Source organism: Nocardioides renjunii, from assembly GCF_034661175.1.
Lineage (GTDB): Bacteria > Actinomycetota > Actinomycetes > Propionibacteriales > Nocardioidaceae > Nocardioides > Nocardioides renjunii.
The window spans coordinates 3,034,213-3,050,719 of sequence record NZ_CP141058.1 but is presented as its reverse complement, the minus strand read 5'-3'; the positions used below and the strand labels follow the sequence as shown (position 1 = coordinate 3,050,719).

Below are 16,507 nucleotides of genomic sequence, written 5' to 3'. Positions count from 1 at the left end.
TCAGGCCGACCGGTCGTCCTGGAGGCTGTCCAGCGCACGGTGCGCGTGGCGGGTCTCCGCGGCGAAGTAGTCCAGTCCCCAGTCGGCCACCAGCGAGGGGAAGCGCAGCGGCTCACCGGGGCGGTCCGCGCCGCGCAGGGACTCGCGGACCTCGGCGAGGTCCGCGGTCGCCTGCGCCAGCTCGGCGACGTACTCCTCGAGCATCCGGGCGGTCTGCTCCGGCTCGGTCGCGTGCCCGACGAGCAGCCGGAGCAGGACGGTGTGCTTGAGCACCGGGAAGCCGGCCGGCGTGCCGTCCATCCACGCCCTGAGCGCGGCCTGCCCGGTCTCGGTGATGGCGTACGACGTCACCTCCCGGCCGCCGTCCGTCCGGGCGGCGGCGGCGACCAGGCCGCGGTCGGTAAGGCGGCGCAGCTCGGTGTAGATCTGGCTCATCGCGGGCGAGACCCAGTAGAAGCGGAGCGTGATGTCGGCGCGCTGCTTGATCTCGTACCCCGTCAGCTCGTCGCCGAAGGTGAGGAGGCCGAGGATCGCGTAGCCGGTCGCCGGGAGGTCTTGACTCATCTCGCCCCGAGAGTAGTGTTCCTAATCGGAATAGTCACGGAACCGGCGGTCGGGAGGCTCCAGATGTCGCGCACGCTGCTCATGGTCGGGACCCGCAAGGGCATGTGGCTCGGGACGTCCGACGAGGCCCGCTCGGCGTGGGACTGGACGGGTCCGCACTTCCCCATGGAGGAGGTCTACTCCGTCATGGTGGACACCCGGTCGTCCGCGCCGCGGCTGCTCGCGGGGGCGTCCTCGAGCTGGCTGGGCCCTCAGGTCTGGCGCTCGGACGACCTGGGCGAGTCGTGGGACGAGACCCCCAACGGGGCCGCCCGCTTCCCCGAGGACACCGGCGCGACGCTGGCCCGCGTGTGGCAGCTCCAGCCGGGCTTCGAGGACGACGTGGTCTGGGCCGGCACCGAGCCGGGAGCCGTCTTCCGCTCGACCGACCGGGGTGAGACGTTCTCCCTGGTGCGCGGGCTGTGGGACCACCCCCACCGCGAGGAGTGGAACGAGGGGTTCGGCGGCCAGGCGTTCCACACGATCCTCCCGGACCCCCGCGACGCCGACCACGTGCTGGTGGCCCTCTCGACCGGAGGCGTCTACACGACCGCGGACGGTGGCGAGTCCTGGAAGCCTTCGAACTCAGGGGTCAAGGCCGAGTTCTTCCCCGGCGACCGCAACTACCCCGAGTTCGGCCAGTGCGTCCACAAGGTCGCCCGCGACGCCGAGGACCCGGACCGGCTGTACCTGCAGAACCACGGCGGCGTCTACCGCTCCGACGACGGCGGCGCGTCCTGGGTCGACATCGCCCCCGGCCTGCCGACGGAGTTCGGCTTCGCGATGGTCGCCCACCCCCACCGCGGCGACACGGCGTACACCTTCCCCATCGACAGCGCCGGCGCCCGTTGGCCCGTCGACGGCAAGGCCCGCGTCTACCGCACGACCGACGCCGGCTCGTCGTGGGAGCCGCTGGGCGACGGCGGCCTGCCGGACGGCTACTTCACCGCCGTCATGCGCGACGGGATGTGCGCCGACGACCACGAGCAGGTGGGCCTCTACTTCGGCGGCCGCAACGGGAGCGTCTGGGCCTCGCCCGACGAGGGCGCCAGCTGGCAGGAGATCCAGAAGGACCTCCCCGACGTGCTGGTCGTGCGGGCCGCAAAGCTCGACTGACCAACCGGCCGGCGGCCTGGCGCAGGTCGGCACCACGACGGGTCATCCGCCGCGGCGTCCCGGATCCTCAGGGCCGTTCCGGCCCGGCCCCGTGGCCGCCCCATCAGCCTTCCTAGGCCTTGAGTCTCTGAGCGACTCAAGGCGTAGGGGCGCCTCCGTCGGCACCTCGCTCGGGGGGTCCTTGGTCTTGAGTCTGTGAGCGACTCACGGGCTAGGACGCGCCGGGTGGGGTGGTCGGAAGGGGTCCGCTGCTGGCGGTGGCGGCCCGGCAAGTGTCCACAGGTGCCGGCGAACGGGCCGGTGCGTGCGTGCTGTGGAGAGCGCGGCCACCGTGTCGGCGGCTCGGTCTGTGATGGCTGGACGACACCGGCGCACAGGGCGAGGAGCAGGCGATGGGCGGTACGACGACGGCAACGGCGGCGGCGGCAGTGGCGGCGGCCGGGGTGGGTGAACCGGCTGGGTGGTGGGGTGAGGCGGAGTGGCAGTGGTACGACCTGGGGCCGTTCGAGGGCGGGATCCCGGGGATGGTGCGCCGGGTCCGGCGGATCCTGGACGTGTCGCAGCGAGGGCTGGCCGGGCTGTTGGAGGTGTCGCAGTCGGTGGTGGCGCGGTGGGAGACCGGACGCACGAGCCCTCGCGCGAGCGTGCTGCACGCGATGGTGCGGAGGGCGGGGCTGCGGGAGCGGTACGTCGCCGTGGACAGCGGGGAGGAGGTCGAGCCGATGCGCGACGACGGTGCCCGCCGGCATGGTGGGAGCCGGTTCCCGGCGCACGTCGACCTACGGGTCAACGGGTGGTGGGCGCCGGCAGGGTTGCGTTCGAGCATGGAGCTGTGGAACTGGGTCGACCGGTCGCGGGTCAGGCGCGACCCGATGGTCCGCTGCCGGACCAGCCGGTGGCTGCGCCGTCTGGAGCGGTTGATGTGGGGCACCCCGGACGACCATCCCTCGCTGCGCCAGCTCGCGGCCGAGGCCGAGCACCGCGACGAGCGACGCGACGAGCTCCTCGAGCAACGCCGCAGGCACCCGGCAGCGTGACCCGGATGAGACACGACTCAGCAGGGGAGTGGCCCCGACTAGCCTGACCGCATGACGCACGCAGCCAACGGTCCCGACATCAAGCCCCGGAGCCGCGACGTCACCGACGGCCTCGAGGCCACTGCTGCGCGGGGGATGCTCCGCGCGGTGGGCATGGGTGACGACGACTGGGAGAAGCCGCAGATCGGTGTGGCCTCCAGCTGGAACGAGATCACCCCCTGCAACCTCTCGCTCGACCGCCTCGCCAAGGCGGTGAAGAACGGCGTGCACGCGGCCGGTGGCTTCCCGCTCGAGTTCGGCACCATCTCGGTCTCCGACGGCATCTCGATGGGCCACGAGGGGATGCACTTCTCCCTCGTCAGCCGCGAGGTCATCGCGGACTCGGTCGAGACCGTGATGATGGCCGAGCGCCTCGACGGCTCGGTCCTCCTCGCCGGCTGCGACAAGTCGCTGCCCGGCATGCTGATGGCCGCCGCCCGGCTCGACCTGGCCAGCGTCTTCCTCTACGCCGGCACGATCATGCCCGGCCAGGTCGACGGCAAGGACGTGACGATCATCGACGCCTTCGAGGCGGTCGGCGCGTGCCTGGCAGGCAAGATCAGCCGGGAGAAGGTCGACGAGATCGAGCGCGCGATCTGTCCCGGCGAGGGCGCCTGCGGCGGGGCGTACACCGCCAACACCATGGCCAGCGTCGCCGAGGCGCTCGGCATGTCGCTGCCCGGCTCGTCCTCCCCGCCGGCCGTGGACCGTCGCCGCGACGGGTTCGCCCACAAGTCCGGCGAGGCCGTCGTCGGGATGCTGCGCCAGGGCATCACCGCCCGCCAGATCATGACCCGACCCGCCTTCGAGAACGCGATCGCGATGGCGATGGCCCTCGGCGGCTCGACCAATGCCGTCCTGCACCTGCTGGCGATCGCCCGCGAGGCGGAGGTCGACCTCACCATCGACGACTTCACCCGCATCGGCAGGACGGTCCCGCACCTGGCCGACATGAAGCCGTTCGGCCGCTTCGTGTGGACCGACTTCGACCGCGTCGGCGGCATCCCCGTGCTGCTGCGCGCCCTGCTCGACGCCGGTCACCTGAACGGCGACGTGCTCACCTGCACCGGCAAGACGATGGCGGAGAACCTCGCCGACCTCGACCCCAAGCCGCTCGACGGCGAGATCCTGCGCCAGCTCGACCGCCCCATCCACGCCACCGGCGGTCTCACGATCCTCAAGGGCACGCTCGCCCCCGAGGGTGCCGTGGTCAAGAGCGCCGGCTTCGACGACTCCACCTTCACCGGCACCGCGCGCGTCTTCGACGGTGAGCGCAAGGCGCTCGACGCCCTCGGCGAGGGCGCGATCAAGGCCGGCGACGTCGTCGTGATCCGCTACGAGGGTCCCAAGGGCGGACCGGGCATGCGCGAGATGCTGGCCATCACCGGCGCGATCAAGGGCGCCGGACTCGGCAAGGACGTCCTGCTGATCACCGACGGCAGGTTCTCCGGAGGTACGACCGGGCTCTGCGTGGGCCACATCGCGCCCGAGGCCAGCGACGGCGGCCCGATCGCGTTCCTGCGCGACGGTGACCAGATCACCCTCGACGTGGCCAGCATGACCCTCGACGTGCACGTCGACGAGGCCGAGCTGGCCACGCGCGCCGAGGGCTGGGAGCCGCTCCCGCCGAAGTACACCCGCGGCGTGCTGGGCAAGTACCGCAAGGTGGTGCAGTCCGCCGCCCACGGGGCCGTCTGCTACTGACGGCGGATAGGTTGCGGTCGTGACCACCGCACCTCCGCGCACCGCAGCAGCGCTCGACGCCGCCGACCCGCTCGCCCACTTCCGCGAGCGCTTCGCCGGCGCCGAGTCCGAGCTCGTCTACTTCGACGGCAACTCCCTGGGACGCCCCGTCGCCGCGACGGCCGACCGGCTGGCCGCGTTCGTCCGCGACGAGTGGGGCGGGCGGCTGATCCGGGGGTGGGACGAGCGCTGGATGGACCTGCCGACCACGCTCGGCGACGACCTCGCGCGCATCTGCCTCGGGGCGGCGCCGGGCCAGACGGCGGTCGGCGACTCCACCACGGTGTGGCTCTACAAGCTGATGCGCGCCGCGGTCGACCACGTCGCCCGCACGGAGCCCGGCCGCACCGAGATCGTCATCGACACCGACAACTTCCCCACCGACCGCTACGTCGCGGAGGGCATCGCGGCCGAGCGTGGGCTGAGCCTGCGCTGGATCGAGGTCGACACCTCCACCGGTGTCACCGCCGACCAGCTCCGTGAGGCCGTCGGGGAGCGCACCGCCCTGGTGGTCCTCAACCACGTCGCCTACCGCTCGGCCTGGCTCGCCGACGCCCCCGAGCTCACCCGGATCGCCCACGACGCCGGCGCGCTCGTGCTGTGGGACCTGTGCCACTCGGCCGGGGCGGTCCCGACGGCGCTCGACGCCTGGGACGTCGACCTGGCCGTCGGCTGCACCTACAAGTACCTCAACGGAGGGCCCGGCTCGCCCGCCTTCGGCTACGTCAACGCCCGACTGCAGGGTGAGCTGACGCAGCCGATCCAGGGGTGGATGGGTCACGCCGACCCGTTCCGGATGGGTCCGGGCTACACCCCGGCGGCCGGCATCCGCCGCTTCATCTCCGGCACGCCGCCGATCCTCGGCATGGTCGCCATGCAGGCGATGCTCGAGCTCGTCGAGGAGGCGGGCCTCGAGGCGATCCGCGCCAAGTCCGTCGCGCTGACGTCGTACGCCGTCGAGCTCGCAGACGCGATGCTGCCCGAGGTCACCCTCGCGTCCCCGCGCGACCCGGCGCAGCGCGGCGGCCACGTCACCCTGCACCACGAGCGGATGCGCGAGGTGACCGCCCGGCTGTGGGAGCAGGACGTGATCCCCGACTACCGCGACCCCGGTGGCCTGCGCATCGGCCTCTCCCCGCTGTCCACGTCGTACGACGAGGTCGAGCGCGGCGTCGCGGCCGTGGCGGAGGCGCTGCGATGACGCAGAACGCCCACAGACAGCGCATCGGCCGCCCCGTCGACTGGCGACCGGTCCCGCCGCCGCAGCGAGTCGCGCTCGAGGGCAGGGGAGTCCGCCTCGAGCCGATCGGGCCCCAGCACGTCGACGACCTCGTCTCCGCCGTCTGCGGCGAGGACGACGACCCGATCTGGACCTACGTCTTCTGGGAACGGCCCCGCGACCGCGACGGGATGGCCGCGATCGTCGAGCACGGCGCGAGCGACCCCGGCCAGGTGATGTACGCCATCGTGCCCGTGGAGACCGGCCGCGCCGCCGGCTTCTGCTCGCTGATGCGGATCGACCCGGAGATGGGGTCCGTCGAGGTCGGCGGGATCGCCTTCGGCAAGCAGCTGCAGCGCAGCCGGGCCGCGACCGAGGCGATGACGCTGCTGATGCGGCACGTGTTCGACGACCTCGGCTACCGCCGCTACGAGTGGAAGTGCGACAGCCTCAACGGGGCGTCGCGGCGCGCCGCGATCCGGCTGGGCTTCATCTGGGAGGGCCGGTTCCGCAACGCCCTCGTCTACAAGGGCCGCAACCGCGACACCGACTGGTTCTCCATCACCGACCTCGAGTGGCCGCGGGTCAGGCAGGCCCTCGACGACTGGCTCGACGACCGCAACTTCGACGCCATGGGTCGCCAGCGGGTCCGTCTCGCCGCCCGGCCCGCCCAGCCCGACCAGCCCGGCACGGAGCAGTGACATGGACCAGCGCGTCAGCTTCATCACGCTCGTCGTGGCCGACCTCGACGCCACCCGGCGCTTCTACGTCGCTGGGCTGGGCTGGGAGCCCGAGCTCGACGTGCCCGGTGAGGTGATCATGATCCGGGTCGCCGACAAGGTGGTCCTCAGCCTCTGGGTCGAGCAGGCGTTCGTCGCCGAGGTCGGCCACGCGCCGGCGCGCGGCGGCGTACCTCCCATCACGCTCGCCCACAACCTCGCCACCACGCAGGGGGTCGACACCGTCCTCGAGCAGGCGCGGGCCGCTGGTGCCACGGTGGTCGGCGAGGCGGTCCAGCGCGAGTGGGGCGGCTACACCGGCTACTTCGCCGACCCCGACGGCTTCCGCTGGGAAGTCGCCTACAACCCGGGCGAGATCGGGCAGTCTGTGCTCCCATGACCGCCACCGAGCCCGTCCAGCCCGTCGGGCCCACGAGGGACGGGGCCCGGGCCGTCCCCGGCTGGGACGACTACTTCCTCGGCATCGCGGTGGCCGTCGCCGCCCGCGCGAAGTGCACCCGCCGCCGCGTCGGCGCGGTGCTCACCATCGACCACCGCATCATCGCCACCGGCTACAACGGCGCCGCTCCCGGCGAGGACGACTGCCTCGGGGGAGCCTGTCCTCGCGGGCTGCTGGGGTACGACGACGTGCCCGGGCTCGGCGACTACGACCGGCCCGGCACGCCGGGGTTCTGCATCGCGATCCACGCCGAGGTCAACGCGCTGCTCTTCGCCACCCGGGACACCAAGGGCGCGACCGCCTACATCACCGACCCGCCGTGCCCCGGCTGCCGCAAGGCGCTCGCCGCGGCGGGCGTGGTCCGCGCGGTCTGGCCCGACGGCGAGCACGACCGCGCCGGCCTCACCGACTGGAGCCGTCCCCCGGTCGAGCAGCAGTCGCTGGTCGAGTAGCGATAAACGAGCGTATCGAGACCCTCACGTCTCGTCCTCGACCTTCTCGACCTTCCCAGCCTTCCCGGCCGCCCGCTCCGCCTCCGCGCGCCGGCGCCGCTTGACCTCGCCCCGGGCGATGAAGAACGCGATGAGGATCGGGATGGCGAACTTCCGCACGGTGTCCACCCAGCCCGGCAGGTCGGGCAGGTCGACGTCGGGCCACGGGATCGAGGGCAGGTCGGGCCACGGGATGGCCGGCAGGTCGGGCCAGGGGATGGACGGCATGTCGGGCAGCGGGATCGACGGCAGGTCGAGGTCGGGCCACGGGACCAGCGTCAGCAGCCAGACGACGAGCACGGGTACGCCGACCCCGGCCGCCGCGATCGCCGTCTGGCGTGCGGTGTGCAGGTGGGGGTGCCGTCCGATCCACTCGGCCCGCTCCGCCGCCCTGGACCCGGCCTCGGGCTCGAGGTCGGTGCCGGCCAGGCCCGTCTGCGCCTCCGTGTCCGAGGAGTGCAGCGTGACGCGACGAGCCGGACCCAGCACCCCGAACTTCAGCCGGACGGCCTGCTCCTCGCCGTCGGCCTTCAGCACCACCGTCTCGTCGGTGGTCTTCCTGGACGCCAGCTCGACGCCGTCGCGGGTCCAGGAGACCTGGCGCACGAGCCTGCCCTGCACGATCTCGACCACGTGGTCGTGCTTGTCGTGGACCAGGTGCCAGCGTTCCGGTGCGTCCCCCATGCGTGGAATACTAGAGCAAGCACTCCATCAATTGCCAGGGAAGGTTGACGCACCATGGCCCGCACCGTCGACCCCGAGCGGCACCAGGCCCGGCGCCTGCAGATCATCGACGCCGCGCTGACCTGCTTCGCGCGCTCCGGCTACGCCGGCACGTCGACGGCCGCGCTGTGCCGCGAGGCTGGCATCGGCTCGGGGACGTTCTTCCACTACTTCCCGACCAAGCAGTCGCTGCTCCTCGCGATCCTGGCCCACGGCACCATCGAGGCGCGCGAGTGGTTCGACGCGCGGATCGACGACGACGACCCGATCACCGTCATCGGGGACTGGGTCCGGCACACCGCCGACGAGATGTCGGACCCGCGGCTGGCCGGGTTCGTCCGCGCCGTCGGCGCAGTGATGGGGGACCCTGCGGTCGAGGCGGCGCTCGCGCTCGACGCACGCGCGCTCCAGGAGGGCCTCGAGCCCTGGGTCGCGCGCGCCCAGCACGCGCAGCAGGTGCGCACGGACCTGTCGGCGCGCGACCTCACGGCGTGGCTGCTGGTCGTCGTCGACGGCTTCCTCGGCCGGCTGGCGACGGACGCCGACTTCACCGCGGCGGGCCAGCGGGGCGCGCTCCTCGACGTCATTCGGCGGGTGCTGGCACCGTGAGGTCAGCGCGGGCGCACCCAGACCAGCTCGCCCGCCTCCCACATCGCCAGCGCCTCCGGCACCAGGCTGTCCACCGCGTCGCCGGCCGAGCCGGCCGAGAGCCTGGCGGCGTGCGCGGCGCCGTAGGCCTGTCCCGCCGCGTTGTTGTGCTCGTCGACGCGGGAGTCGCGGGCGCGCGACGTGCCGGTCTCCTGCGCTGCGGCGACGGAGCGCGCGACGTCCGCGCCGAAGCGTGCGGTCAGGACGGCCTGCCACAGGAAGTGCCGCATCGCGTTGCTGCGCCCGGGCACGCCCCGGCCGTGCTTGGCCGCGGCGGCGAGCGCCGCCTGCGAGACGAGCAGCACCTCCATTGCCCCGGACGGCCCCAGGCCGGCCCTGATCGCGGCGGTGTAGAGCCGCGGCACCCCCGTCGCCGAGTGGATGGCCTGCTCCAGCAGGCCGCCGAGTCCGGTTCCCATGGACCCACAGTGACAGACTCGGGGCATGACGCCACCGGCCCTGCGCTTCCCGCGTCCGCTCCGCCCCGGTGACCGCATCGGCGTCACCTCGCCGTCGGCGGGTGCCTCGGGCGCCGCTGCGACGCGGATCGCCTTCAGCGTCGACTGGCTGCGCGACCGGGGCTTCGACGTCGTGGTGAGGGAGTGCATGGACGGCACCGGGCTGACGTCCGCGCCGGCGCCGCAACGGGCGGCCGAGCTCACCCGGATGCTCGCCGATCCCGACATCGCCTGCGTCGTGCCGCCGTGGGGCGGGGAGACCGCGATCGACCTCGTCGACCTGCTGGACTGGGACGTGCTCGCCGAGGCCGAGCCGACCTGGCTGGTCGGCTTCTCCGACATCTCGACCCTGCTGGTGCCGGTCACCACCCGCCTCGGCTGGGCGACCCTGCACGGCGACAACCTCGCGGACACGCCGTACGCCGTCCCCGACGGGCTGCTGCACTGGCTCGAGCTGGCGAGCGGCCCGGGACCGTTCGAGCAGCACGACTCGGGGCTCGTGGCCGACTGGGTGCGCTTCGAGCAGGAGCCGCACGCCACCGAGTGGCCCCGCGTGGGCGCGGGTGGCTGGGACGTGGAGGGAGGTGGCGCCGTCGACGTGTCGGGTCGCCTCGTCGGGGGCTGCATCGAGACCATCTCCCACCTCGCCGGCACGCCGTACGGCGATGTGCGGGGCTGGGCCGAGCGGCTCGACGAGCCGACGATCGTCTACGTCGAGGCGTGCGAGGACCACGCGGTCGACATCTGCCGCTACCTGCACTCGCTCCGGCTCGCCGGCTGGTTCGACCGGGCTGCGGCCGTGCTGGTCGGGCGCACGAGCGCGCCGGACCACCCGCAGCTGACCCAGCGCGGGGCCGTCCTCGACGCCCTCGGGCGGCTCGACCTGCCGATCGTGTGGGACCTCGAGATCGGGCACGTCCCGCCCCACCTCCCGCTCGTCAACGGGGCGCTGGCGCGGGTGGAGGTCGACGGCGACCTGCGCCGGATCACCCAGACCCTCGGCTGAGGGTGCGGCCGGTGGGCCCGCGCCGAGAGCCGCTCTGGCGGGTGTCCGCGGCTCGTGGCAGGGTCGGGGCATGAGCGACCCGACTCCCGGCCCGCGGGCGGTGCTGAGCCACGACGACCTGCTGGCCGCAGGGCTCGACGACTGGCGCAGCGTCCTCCGCCGGCTCAGGGCCCGGTTCCGCACGGGCGACTTCGCCACCGGGCTGGCCCTCGTCGACCGGATCGGGGCCGCCGCCGAGGAGGCCGACCACCATCCCGACGTGTCGCTGACCTATTCCGAGGTGATCGTGACGCTGTCGAGCCACGACGTCGGCGGCATCACCAGCCGCGACGTCGACCTGGCGCGCCGGATCAGCGGGTTCGCCGCCGAGCTGGGCGCCAGCGCCGACGTCTCCGGGCTCACCGGCTTCGAGGTGGGCCTCGACACGGGGGACGCGGCCGGGCTCGACGGGTTCTACGCCGCGCTCCTCGGCGCCGAGGTCCGCGACGGGGAGCCGGTGGATCCCAGCGGGCAGGTCCCCGGGCTGTGGTTCCAGGTGCCGGACGACGATGGCTCGGACGCGGACCCCTCGCTGCCGCCGCAGGACCACGAGCAGCGCTGGCACCTCGACGTCTGGGTGCCGCACGACGAGGCCGAGCACCGGCTGCAGGCCGTGCTGGACGCCGGCGGGAGGCTGGTCAGCGACGCGGCCGCCCCGTCGTTCTGGGTCGTCGAGGACCGCGACGGCAACCGGTCCTGCATCTGCACGCCGCTCGACCGCTGAGCCCCGCTTCCGCGCGCGTCCAGCCACATGTCGAGACGCAGATTCCACATGTTGGGACGACTGTCACACTTGCTTGACGCCGGACGGCCCCGGCGACGACGGTTGTCGCATGCGCACCGAGATTCTTGTACGCACGCGACGCGTGGGCTGAGGTCACCAGACCCCACCGCACACGCGTCACCCCTCGTCGCCCACCGGGCCGAGGGGTTTTTTGTTGGGCTGACGAGGAAAGAAGAACCATGACGGAGCAGGACGGACAGGCCACCGGGTCGGTCTCCGGGGCCCAGAGCCTCGTCACCTCCCTGGAGGCGGCCGGCGTCACCGACATCTTCGGCATCCCGGGCGGCGCGATCCTCCCGGCCTACGACCCGCTGATGGACTCCACGCGGATCCGGCACGTCCTCGTACGCCACGAGCAGGGCGCCGGCCACGCCGCCCAGGGCTACGCCGCGGCCACCGGCCGCGTCGGCGTGTGCATGGCGACGTCCGGCCCCGGCGCCACCAACCTGGTCACGCCGCTGGCCGACGCGCACATGGACTCCGTGCCGATGGTCGCCGTCACGGGTCAGGTCGGCGCCTCGATGATCGGCACCGACGCCTTCCAGGAGGCCGACATCCGCGGCATCACGATGCCGATCACCAAGCACAACTTCCTCGTCACCGACCCCGCCGACATCCCGCGCACGATCGCCGAGGCCTTCCACCTCGCCTCGACGGGCCGGCCCGGCCCGGTGCTGGTCGACATCGCCAAGTCCGCCCTCCAGGCGCAGACGACGTTCGCCTGGCCGAGCGAGCTGCACCTGCCCGGCTACCGCCCGGTGACGACCCCGCACGCCAAGCAGATCAAGGAGGCCGTGCGCCTCGTCAAGGACGCGCGCCGGCCGGTGCTCTACGTCGGCGGCGGCGTGATCCGCGCCGGCGCCTCGCGCGAGCTGGCCCAGCTCGCCGCGCTGACCGGCATCCCCGTCGTCACCACCCTGATGGCGCGCGGAGCCTTCCCCGACAGCCACCCGCAGCACCTCGGCATGCCGGGCATGCACGGCACCGTGGCCGCCGTCGCGGGCCTGCAGAAGAGCGACCTCATCATCAGCCTCGGCGCCCGCTTCGACGACCGGGTCACCGGCAACCTCGACTCGTTCGCCCCGCAGGCGCAGGTCATCCACGCCGACATCGACCCGGCGGAGATCGGCAAGAACCGCCACGCCGACGTGCCCATCGTCGGCGACTGCAAGGAGGTCATCGCCCAGATGGTGGCGCTCCTGCGCGCCGAGGGCGCCGACGGCGACTACGAGGCGTGGGTCGCCTTCCTGGCCGGGATCAAGAAGCGCTACCCGCTCGGCTACGACGCCCCCGACACCGGCCTCGCCCCGCAGTACGTCATCGAGCGGCTGGGGGCGATCGCCGGGCCCGACACGATCTTCACCTCGGGGGTCGGCCAGCACCAGATGTGGGCCGCGCAGTTCATCGGCTACGAGAAGCCGCACACCTGGCTCAACTCGGGCGGCCTCGGCACGATGGGCTACTCGGTGCCCGCGGCGATGGGCGCCAAGGTCGGGATGTCCGACACCACCGTGTGGGCCATCGACGGCGACGGGTGCTTCCAGATGACCAACCAGGAGCTGGCGACCTGCGCGATCAACGACATCCCGATCAAGGTCGCGATCATCAACAACGAGTCGCTCGGCATGGTCCGGCAGTGGCAGACGCTGTTCTACAACGAGCGCTACTCCAACACCGACCTGCACTCCAAGCGGATCCCCGACTTCGTCAAGCTCGCCGAGGCCTACGGCTGCGTCGGCCTGGCCTGCGAGTCCCCGGGGGAGGTCGACGCCACGATCGAGAAGGCGATGGCCATCGACGACCGGCCGGTGGTCGTGGACTTCCGCGTCCACCGCGACGCCATGGTGTGGCCGATGGTCGCCGCCGGCACGAGCAACGACGAGATCAAGTACGCGCGCGACCTCGCCCCGCAGTTCGACGAGGTCGAGGACGACTGGGAGGTCCGAGCCTGATGAGCAAGCACACCCTGTCCGTCCTGGTGGAGAACAAGCCGGGCGTCCTCGCGCGCATCGCCGGCCTGTTCTCGCGGCGCGGCTTCAACATCGACAGCCTCGCCGTCGGGCCGACCGAGCACCCGGAGGTCTCCCGGATGACCATCGTGGTCAACGTCGAGGAGTCGCCGCTCGAGCAGGTCACCAAGCAGCTCAACAAGCTGGTCGAGGTGATCAAGATCGTCGAGCTCGACGGAGGCGGGTCGGTCAACCGCGAGCTGCTGCTGGTCAAGGTCCGCGCCGACGCCACGACCCGGGGCGCGGTGCTCGACGCCGTCCAGCTGTTCCGCGCCAAGGTGGTCGACGTCGCCCCCGACGCGGTCACCGTCCAGGCGGTCGGCAACGCCGACAAGCTCGCCGACCTGCTCCGCGTGCTCGAGCCCTTCGGCATCCGCGAGCTCGTCCAGTCCGGCATGGTCGCGATCGGCCGCGGCTCGCGCTCGATCAGCGAGCGCTCGCACCGCCCCGTCGCCGTCCCGGCGCCGCCGTCCGCCCTCGCCACCTGAGCGAGGTCTCCACCCACGATCCCGAGACGCCGCTCGTCCCACGCGGCTGCTCGACCACCGAGTGTCACCCCACCCCCGCCCCACCCACGAAGGAGAGCCCCTGTGGCTGAGATGTTCTACGACGACGACGCCGACCTGAGCCTGATCCAGGGCAAGAACGTCGCGGTGATCGGCTACGGCAGCCAGGGCCACGCCCACGCGCTGTCCCTGCGCGACTCCGGTGTCGACGTCCGGATCGGCCTGCAGCCGGGCTCGAAGAGCCGCGACAAGGCCGAGGCCGAGGGCCTGCGCGTCCTCACGCCGCGCGAGGCGGCGGAGGAGTCCGACCTCATCGTGATCCTGGCGCCCGACCAGCACCAGCGGAAGCTCTACGCCGAGGAGATCGAGCCTGCGCTCACCCCGGGCGACACCCTGGTCTTCGGCCACGGCTTCAACATCCGCTTCGGCTACATCACCCCGCCCGAGGGCGTCGACGTCTTCATGGTGGCCCCGAAGGGTCCCGGCCACCTGGTGCGCCGCGAGTACGTCGACGGCCGCGGCGTCCCCGTCCTCGTGGCCGTGGAGAAGGACGAGTCCGGCAAGGCCTGGGACGTCGCCCTGTCCTACGCCAAGGCCATCGGCGGCCTGCGGGCCGGCGGGATCAGGACGACGTTCACCGAGGAGACCGAGACCGATCTCTTCGGCGAGCAGGCCGTGCTGTGCGGCGGCGCCTCGCAGCTGGTGCAGTACGGCTTCGAGGTGCTGACCGAGGCCGGCTACCAGCCCGAGGTGGCCTACTTCGAGTGCCTGCACGAGCTCAAGCTCATCGTCGACCTGATGTACGAGGGCGGCATCGCCAAGCAGCGCTGGTCGGTGTCCGACACCGCCGAGTTCGGCGACTACGTCTCGGGACCGCGGGTGATCACCCCCGACGTGAAGAAGAACATGGAGGACGTGCTCGCCGACATCAAGAACGGCGCGTTCGCCGAGCGCTTCATCACCGACATGGACAACGGCTCGCCGGAGTTCACCGAGTTCCGCAAGAAGGGTGAGTCCCACCCGATCGAGCAGACCGGCCGCGAGCTGCGCAAGCTCATGGCGTGGGTGAAGTCGCACGACTCCGACTACGTCGAGGGCACCGCCGCGCGCTGACCGCGCGTCGGAGCGTTGGCATGAGCACCTACACCCACGGGCACGCCGAGGCCGTCCTGCGCTCCCACCGGTGGCGCACGGCCGCCAACTCGGCGGCGTACCTCCTGCCCCACCTCCACGCCGGGCAGCGCCTGCTCGACGTCGGGTCGGGTCCCGGCACCATCACCGCGGACCTGGCCCGGCTGGTGGGGGAGGTGGTGGCGCTCGAGGTCACCGACGAGGCCGCCGACCTGACCCGCGCCGAGCTCGAGCGGCAGGGTGTCACCAACGCGACCGTGGTCGTGGGGGACGTGCACGCGCTGGAGGCGCTCGGCGGGCCCGCCGCCGGCGGCTTCGACGTCGTCCACGCGCACCAGGTGCTCCAGCACGTCGCCGACCCGGTCGCGGCGCTGCGCCAGATGCTCGCGGTGACCCGCCCGGGCGGCCTGGTCGCCGCGCGGGACAGCGACTACGGCCACTTCTCGTGGCACCCGGCGGCGCCGGGGCTCGACCGCTGGCTCGAGCTCTACGACGCCGCGGCCCGCGCCAACGGCGGCGAGCCGGACGCCGGCCGGATGCTGCTGGCCTGGGCGCACGCCGCCGGTGCCACCGACGTGGTGGCCGGCTCCTCGACCTGGTGCTACGCCGACCCGCAGGACCGCGCGTGGTGGGGCGGCCTGTGGGCCGACCGCATCACCTCCACCATGCTCGCCCGCCAGCTGGTCGACGAGGGCCGGGCGAGCGCCGAGGAGCTGGCGGGGATCGCCGACGCCTGGCGCTCGTGGGCCGCCCACCCGGACGGCTGGTTCTCGGTGCTGCACGGCGAGGTCCTCGTCCGCGCCTGATTCGCGCCTGACCCGCGCCCGACCCGCGCCCGGCCGTCTCGCCGTCGCTCGGGATTAGGTGTGCCTAACCTTGGGTGTAGTCTGCACGGCTGTGCTGGCGAACTACCTGATCGGGCTGCGCGAAGGGCTGGAAGCGGCCCTCGTCGTGAGCATCCTGGTCGCCTACCTGGTCAAGACCGACCGGCGTCACCTGCTGCCGCGGGTGTGGGCCGGCGTCGGCATCGCCGTGCTCATGAGCGTGGCGGTGACCCTCGGGCTCGGGCTCCAGAGCCGCCAGCTCACGTTCCGCACCCAGGAGCTGATCGGGGGCGTGCTGTCGATCGTCGCGGCCGCCTTCGTGACGTGGATGATCTTCTGGATGGCCGGCGCCGCCCGCAGCATCGCCGGCGACCTGCGCGGGCGCGTCGACGCGGCGGCCGACTCCCGGTGGTCGCTGGTGGTGGTCGCGTTCCTGGCCGTCGGTCGCGAGGGCCTCGAGACCGCACTCATCCTGTGGACCGCGACCCGCACCGCGACCGGGCGGGACCTGCCCGAGGCCGCGCCCGTGACCTCCACGCCGCTGCTCGCCGCCGTCCTCGGCATCGCGACCGCGGTCGTGCTCGGCCACCTGGTCTACCGCGGGGCGGTGAGGATCAACCTGACCCGCTTCTTCACCTGGACCGGCGTGCTGCTGATCTTCGTCGCGGCCGGCGTCCTGTCCTACGGCATGCACGACCTGCAGGAGGCCGGCGTGCTGCCCGGCCTCGACGCGGTGATGTTCGACGTCAGCAACGTCCTCCCGCCCGGCTCGTTCCTCGCGACGCTGCTCAAAGGCTTCTTCAACTTCTCGCCCGCCACGACGTGGGTGGAGGGCCTGGTCTGGCTCGCCTACGTCGCGGTGGTCCTCCCGCTCTTCCTGTCCCGCATCCGCAGACGCCAGTCCTCGACCCCTCGCCCGGCCGCCGAGCCGGTCGCGTCCTGACCCTCTCGT

The 16,507-nt window shown here is 72.6% G+C and carries 18 protein-coding genes; 15 read left to right on the top strand and 3 right to left on the bottom strand.

The genetic code is table 11. The features are described 5' to 3' along the window. Positions 1-564, bottom strand: a complete 564-nt coding sequence (locus tag SHK17_RS14585; protein ID WP_172264953.1) for a PadR family transcriptional regulator — start codon at positions 562-564, stop codon at positions 1-3. A 63-nt stretch (positions 565-627) separates the two neighbouring features. On the opposite strand from SHK17_RS14585, the gene SHK17_RS14580 reads away from it, so the two are divergent. The 7 genes from SHK17_RS14580 to SHK17_RS14550 all read left to right on the top strand — a co-directional run bounded on the left by SHK17_RS14580 (position 628) and on the right by SHK17_RS14550 (position 7,388). Then, on the top strand, positions 628-1,719 hold the full coding sequence (locus tag SHK17_RS14580) for a WD40/YVTN/BNR-like repeat-containing protein (RefSeq protein WP_322919705.1): 1,092 nt from the start codon (positions 628-630) through the stop codon (positions 1,717-1,719). 392 nt (positions 1,720-2,111) lie between these two features. Beyond that, a complete protein-coding gene (locus SHK17_RS14575; protein ID WP_322919704.1) occupies positions 2,112-2,756 on the top strand; it encodes a helix-turn-helix domain-containing protein in 645 nt (214 codons plus the stop codon). Between the two features lie 51 nt (positions 2,757-2,807). Beyond that, entirely contained in the window at positions 2,808-4,499 is a 1,692-nt protein-coding gene (gene ilvD, locus SHK17_RS14570; protein ID WP_322919703.1) for a dihydroxy-acid dehydratase, read from the top strand. Positions 4,500-4,518: 19 nt separating this feature from the next. After that, on the top strand, positions 4,519-5,739 hold the full coding sequence (gene kynU / locus SHK17_RS14565) for a kynureninase (RefSeq protein WP_322919702.1): 1,221 nt from the start codon (positions 4,519-4,521) through the stop codon (positions 5,737-5,739). Further along, a complete protein-coding gene (locus SHK17_RS14560; protein ID WP_322919701.1) occupies positions 5,736-6,458 on the top strand; it encodes a GNAT family N-acetyltransferase in 723 nt (240 codons plus the stop codon). The genes kynU and SHK17_RS14560 overlap by 4 nt, the downstream gene beginning before the upstream one ends. A gap of 1 nt (position 6,459) precedes the next feature. Continuing rightward, the gene (locus SHK17_RS14555) at positions 6,460-6,876 is read left to right on the top strand and encodes a VOC family protein (RefSeq protein ID WP_172264935.1); all 417 of its coding nucleotides are present in this window, start codon (positions 6,460-6,462) and stop codon (positions 6,874-6,876) included. Then, positions 6,873-7,388 carry a deoxycytidylate deaminase gene (locus SHK17_RS14550; RefSeq protein ID WP_172264932.1) on the top strand — a complete coding sequence of 172 codons (516 nt, stop codon included), beginning with the start codon at positions 6,873-6,875 and terminating at the stop codon, positions 7,386-7,388. The genes SHK17_RS14555 and SHK17_RS14550 overlap by 4 nt, the downstream gene beginning before the upstream one ends. A gap of 24 nt (positions 7,389-7,412) precedes the next feature. On the opposite strand, the gene SHK17_RS14545 is transcribed toward SHK17_RS14550, so the two are convergent. Further along, positions 7,413-8,111 carry a hypothetical protein gene (locus SHK17_RS14545; protein ID WP_322919700.1) on the bottom strand — a complete coding sequence of 233 codons (699 nt, stop codon included), beginning with the start codon at positions 8,109-8,111 and terminating at the stop codon, positions 7,413-7,415. 54 nt (positions 8,112-8,165) lie between these two features. Between SHK17_RS14545 and SHK17_RS14540 the strand changes: the two genes are divergently transcribed. Further along, positions 8,166-8,759 (top strand): TetR/AcrR family transcriptional regulator, encoded by a 594-nt coding sequence (locus tag SHK17_RS14540; RefSeq protein WP_172264926.1) that lies wholly within the window; start codon positions 8,166-8,168, stop codon positions 8,757-8,759. 2 nt (positions 8,760-8,761) lie between these two features. On the opposite strand, the gene SHK17_RS14535 is transcribed toward SHK17_RS14540, so the two are convergent. Next, entirely contained in the window at positions 8,762-9,217 is a 456-nt protein-coding gene (locus SHK17_RS14535) for a DUF6973 domain-containing protein (RefSeq protein WP_322425646.1), read from the bottom strand. Positions 9,218-9,242: 25 nt separating this feature from the next. On the opposite strand from SHK17_RS14535, the gene SHK17_RS14530 reads away from it, so the two are divergent. The 7 genes from SHK17_RS14530 to efeU all read left to right on the top strand — a co-directional run bounded on the left by SHK17_RS14530 (position 9,243) and on the right by efeU (position 16,498). Next, positions 9,243-10,262 (top strand): S66 family peptidase, encoded by a 1,020-nt coding sequence (locus SHK17_RS14530; RefSeq protein ID WP_322919699.1) that lies wholly within the window; start codon positions 9,243-9,245, stop codon positions 10,260-10,262. 70 nt (positions 10,263-10,332) lie between these two features. Continuing rightward, complete coding sequence (locus SHK17_RS14525) at positions 10,333-11,025, top strand: 4a-hydroxytetrahydrobiopterin dehydratase (protein ID WP_322919698.1); 693 nt, start codon at positions 10,333-10,335, stop codon at positions 11,023-11,025. 239 nt (positions 11,026-11,264) lie between these two features. Continuing rightward, positions 11,265-13,037: an acetolactate synthase large subunit gene (locus SHK17_RS14520; protein WP_322919697.1), complete on the top strand. Its 1,773-nt coding sequence runs from the start codon at positions 11,265-11,267 to the stop codon at positions 13,035-13,037. After that, entirely contained in the window at positions 13,037-13,582 is a 546-nt protein-coding gene (gene ilvN / locus SHK17_RS14515; protein WP_172264911.1) for an acetolactate synthase small subunit, read from the top strand. Before SHK17_RS14520 ends, ilvN begins: the two co-directional genes overlap by 1 nt. A gap of 102 nt (positions 13,583-13,684) precedes the next feature. Continuing rightward, a complete protein-coding gene (gene ilvC, locus SHK17_RS14510) occupies positions 13,685-14,713 on the top strand; it encodes a ketol-acid reductoisomerase (protein WP_322425643.1) in 1,029 nt (342 codons plus the stop codon). Positions 14,714-14,733: 20 nt separating this feature from the next. After that, complete coding sequence (locus SHK17_RS14505) at positions 14,734-15,537, top strand: class I SAM-dependent methyltransferase (RefSeq protein ID WP_322919696.1); 804 nt, start codon at positions 14,734-14,736, stop codon at positions 15,535-15,537. Between the two features lie 91 nt (positions 15,538-15,628). Further along, the gene (efeU, locus tag SHK17_RS14500) at positions 15,629-16,498 is read left to right on the top strand and encodes an iron uptake transporter permease EfeU (RefSeq protein ID WP_172264904.1); all 870 of its coding nucleotides are present in this window, start codon (positions 15,629-15,631) and stop codon (positions 16,496-16,498) included. Positions 16,499-16,507 lie beyond the last annotated feature (9 nt).